A 3,929-nucleotide genomic window follows, 5' to 3' on the forward strand; every position below is an offset into this window, starting at 1 on the left:
CGCCCGGTCCGGGGCCACCGGACCGGGCGCCGCCGCTCGCGGGTAAGACCTCGACCGCGATCGAGGTCAAGCGTGCGTGTCCGTGGGTTCGAGCAGATCTCCAGAGGCGTCGGAGACCGTCGCCCTCCGGCCGTACAACAGGAGGAATGCGCTGTGTCCCGTCGTTTGTTCACCTCGGAGTCCGTGACCGAGGGTCACCCCGACAAGATCGCTGACCAGATCAGCGACACGATCCTCGACGCGTTGCTGCGTGAGGACCCGACCTCGCGGGTGGCCGTGGAGACCCTCATCACCACCGGTCTCGTGCACATCGCGGGCGAGGTGACGACGAAGGCGTACGCGCCGATCGCGCAGCTCGTGCGCGACAAGATCCTGGAGATCGGCTACGACTCCTCGCAGAAGGGCTTCGACGGTGCCTCCTGCGGCGTGTCGGTGTCCATCGGCGCGCAGTCGCCCGACATCGCGCAGGGCGTCGACACGGCTTACGAGCGGCGCGTCGAGAGCGCCGCCGCGGCGGAAGAGGGCGACGAGCTGGACCGGCAGGGCGCGGGCGACCAGGGACTGATGTTCGGCTACGCCTGCGACGAGACGCCCGAGCTGATGCCGCTGCCGATCCACCTCGCGCACCGGCTCTCGCGGCGGCTGACGGAGGTCCGCAAGGACGGCACCGTGCCGTACCTGCGCCCGGACGGCAAGACGCAGGTCACCATCGAGTACGACGGCGACAAGGCCGTCCGCCTCGACACGGTGGTGGTGTCCTCGCAGCACGCCGCCGACGTCGACCTCGACGCGCTGCTCGCCCCGGACATCCGCGAGCACGTGGTCGAGCACGTCCTGGCGCAGCTGGCCCGGGACGGGATCAAGCTGGACACCGGCGGCTACCGCCTCCTGGTGAACCCGACCGGTCGGTTCGAGATCGGTGGTCCGATGGGTGACGCCGGCCTGACCGGCCGCAAGATCATCATCGACACCTACGGCGGCATGGCCCGGCACGGTGGCGGCGCGTTCTCCGGCAAGGACCCGTCCAAGGTGGACCGCTCGGCCGCCTACGCGATGCGCTGGGTCGCCAAGAACGTGGTCGCCGCCAGCCTCGCCGCGCGCTGCGAGGTGCAGGTCGCGTACGCCATCGGCAAGGCCGAGCCGGTCGGCCTGTTCGTGGAGACCTTCGGCACCGGGACCCTGCCCGACGGGCGGATCCAGGAAGCCGTTGCCGGCGTCTTCGACCTGCGTCCGGCCGCGATCATCCGCGACCTGGACCTGCTGCGGCCGATCTACGCGCAGACCGCCGCCTACGGCCACTTCGGCCGCGAACTCCCCGACTTCACCTGGGAACGCACCGACCGCGCCGACGCCCTGCGCAAGGCCGCCGGCCTGCGGTAGCTGCTGACCGCTCGTCCTGCCCAGAGTTCAAGGAGAAGCGTTGTGCGTATCGCTGTGACCGGCTCCATCGCGACCGACCACCTCATGGTCTTCCCCGGCAATTTCGCAGAGCAGTTGATCACCGACAAGGTCGACACCGTGTCACTGTCGTTCCTCGTCGACCACCTGGAAGTGCACCAGGGCGGAGTGGGAGCCAACATCACCTTCGGTCTCGGCAGGCTGGGCCTCAGGCCCGCACTCGTCGGCGCGGCCGGTGTGGACTTCGCCGAGTACGGACATCGGCTGCGGGGGGCCGGCGTCGACACGGCGTCCGTACGCGTCAGCGAGAAGCTCCACACCGCGCGTTTCGTGTGCACCACGGACAACAGCCAGAACCAGATCGCCACCTTCTACGCGGGCGCCATGGCCGAGGCCAACCGGATCGACCTCGCCGAGACGCACGAGCGCCTCGGTGGCCTGGACCTCGTCCTGGTCGGAGCCGACGACCCCGAGGCGATGCTGCGGCACACCGCCACCGCACATGCCCTCGGCGTCCCGGTCGCGGCCGACCCGTCCCAGCAACTGGCCCGGCTCGACACCGAGCAGACCCGCCGCCTGGTCGACGGGGCGCACCTGCTCTTCACGAACGAGTACGAGAGCGCGCTGCTCCGCGAACGCACCGGTTGGGACGAGGAAGAGGTGCTGGAGCGGGTCGGCACCTGGATCGTGACGCGCGCCGCCGACGGCGTCTCGATCATTTCGTCCGACGGAACCCGGCGGGACATCCCCGCCGTCCTGACGGACGCCGCCGCCGACCCGACCGGTGTGGGCGACGCGCTGCGCGCCGGTTTCCTCGCGGCCCTCGCGTGGCAGCTGCCGTACGAGCGGGCCGCGCAGTTGGGCTGCGCGCTGGCCACGGTGGTGCTTGAGTGCGTCGGCACCCAGGAGTACAAGTTCCTGCCCTCGGACCTGCTGGCCCGGATCGACCGGGTCTACGGCCGGGAGGCGGCGCGTGACATCGAGCCGTGGCTGGCGGGCGGCGCATGAGTGGGGAACGTGCCCGGCGGGTGACGGTTCTGCGCGTCCACCTCTCCGAGGAGTTCCAACTCCATCCGGAGCAGTCCACCGACGCCATCGTCCTCCACCACCCGGAGGCCGGTTGCTTCACTGCCGGAGGTCGGGCATGACCGTACTGCGCGATCTCCTGCGCAGCGGAGAGCCGTCGTTCTCGTTCGAGTTCTTCCCGCCGAAGACCGAGGCCGGCTCGCGTGCCCTCTGGGACGCCATCCGCCGTATCGAGCCGCTGTCACCGTCCTTCGTCTCGGTCACGTACGGGGCCGGCGGCTCCTCCCGGGACCGCACCGTCGAGGTGACGAAGCGGATCGCCGCCGAGACCACCCTGCGGCCCGTCGCGCACTTGACCGCAGTCGGCCACTCGGTCGCCGAGCTGCGCCACATCATCGGGCAGTACGCGGACGTGGGCGTACGCGATGTCCTCGCCCTGCGCGGTGACCCGCCGGGCGACCCGAACGCACCCTGGGTGCCCCATCCCGACGGCTTCCGCCACGCCCATGAACTCGTCACGCTGGTCAGGGAGTCCGGGGACTTCAGCGTGGGGGTCGCGGCGTTCCCGGAGCGGCACCCCCGCTCCCCGGACTGGGAGAGCGACATCCGGCACTTCGTCGCCAAGTGCCGGGCCGGCGCCGACTACGCGGTCACGCAGATGTTCTTCCACGCGGAGGACTATCTGCGGCTGCGTGACCGGGTGGCCGCGGCGGGCTGCGACACCCCGATCATCCCCGAGATCATGCCGGCCACCGACGTCCGCCAGATCCGGCGCTTCGCGGAGCTCAGCAGCGCCGCGTTCCCGGAGGAACTGGCGCACCGACTGGAGGCGGCCCGGGACAACCCGCAGGACGGCCACCGCATCGGTGTCGAGTACGCCACCGCCATGGCGGAGCGGCTGCTGGCCGAAGGCGCGCCCGGACTGCACTACATCACGCTGAACCGCTCGACGGCGACGCTCGACATCCACCGCACCATACGAGATTCAAGGAGTGCCCAGCATGTCCTCGCAACCCCGAGCTGACTTCGCCGATTTCAAGGTCGCAGACCTGTCCCTTGCCGCGTTCGGCCGCAAGGAGATCACCCTGGCCGAGCACGAGATGCCGGGTCTGATGTCGATCCGCGAGGAGTACGCGGCGACCCGGCCCCTGGCCGGCGCCCGGATCACCGGTTCCCTGCACATGACGGTGCAGACCGCCGTGCTGATCGAGACGCTCGTCGCCCTCGGTGCCGATGTCCGTTGGGCGTCCTGCAACATCTTCTCCACCCAGGACCACGCGGCCGCCGCCATCGCCGTCGGTCCGAACGGCACCCCGGAGAACCCGCGGGGTGTTCCCGTCTTCGCCTGGAAGGGCGAGACGCTGGAGGAGTACTGGTGGTGCACGGAGCAGGCGCTGACCTGGCCGAACGCTCCCACCGGCGGCCCGAACATGATCCTGGACGACGGTGGTGACGCCACCCTGCTCGTGCACAAGGGCGTCGAGTTCGAGAAGGCGGGCGCGGCC

5 protein-coding genes are annotated in these 3,929 nt (G+C 70.4%); all 5 read left to right on the plus strand.

The features are described from left to right. The first annotated feature begins 153 nt into the window (after nt 1–153). Nucleotides 154–1,380 (plus strand): methionine adenosyltransferase, encoded by a 1,227-nt coding sequence (metK, locus tag ACFVXJ_RS25335; protein ID WP_389664982.1) that lies wholly within the window; start codon nt 154–156, stop codon nt 1,378–1,380. Between the two features lie 42 nt (nt 1,381–1,422). Continuing rightward, nucleotides 1,423–2,406, plus strand: a complete 984-nt coding sequence (locus tag ACFVXJ_RS25340; RefSeq protein WP_389664984.1) for a carbohydrate kinase family protein — start codon at nt 1,423–1,425, stop codon at nt 2,404–2,406. Continuing rightward, nucleotides 2,403–2,546, plus strand: a complete 144-nt coding sequence (locus ACFVXJ_RS25345; RefSeq protein WP_389664996.1) for a hypothetical protein — start codon at nt 2,403–2,405, stop codon at nt 2,544–2,546. The genes ACFVXJ_RS25340 and ACFVXJ_RS25345 overlap by 4 nt, the downstream gene beginning before the upstream one ends. Then, nucleotides 2,543–3,448 carry a methylenetetrahydrofolate reductase [NAD(P)H] gene (metF, locus tag ACFVXJ_RS25350; RefSeq protein ID WP_389664985.1) on the plus strand — a complete coding sequence of 302 codons (906 nt, stop codon included), beginning with the start codon at nt 2,543–2,545 and terminating at the stop codon, nt 3,446–3,448. Before ACFVXJ_RS25345 ends, metF begins: the two co-directional genes overlap by 4 nt. Then, nucleotides 3,426–3,929, plus strand: a 504-nt coding sequence (locus tag ACFVXJ_RS25355; protein ID WP_389664987.1) for an adenosylhomocysteinase, incomplete at its 3' end; no start/stop codon positions are given. The genes metF and ACFVXJ_RS25355, both read left to right, overlap by 23 nt.

Source organism: Streptomyces sp. NPDC058279 (assembly GCF_042881255.1).
In the GTDB taxonomy this organism is placed as follows: domain Bacteria; phylum Actinomycetota; class Actinomycetes; order Streptomycetales; family Streptomycetaceae; genus Streptomyces.

Excerpts from the sequence above, each read along its gene's own strand:
- metF (WP_389664985.1), top strand. The coding sequence starts at position 2,543 with ATGACCGTACTGCGCGATCTCCTGCGCAGCGGAGAGCCGTCGTTCTCG.
- ACFVXJ_RS25345 (WP_389664996.1), top strand. The coding sequence starts at position 2,403 with ATGAGTGGGGAACGTGCCCGGCGGGTGACGGTTCTGCGCGTCCACCTC.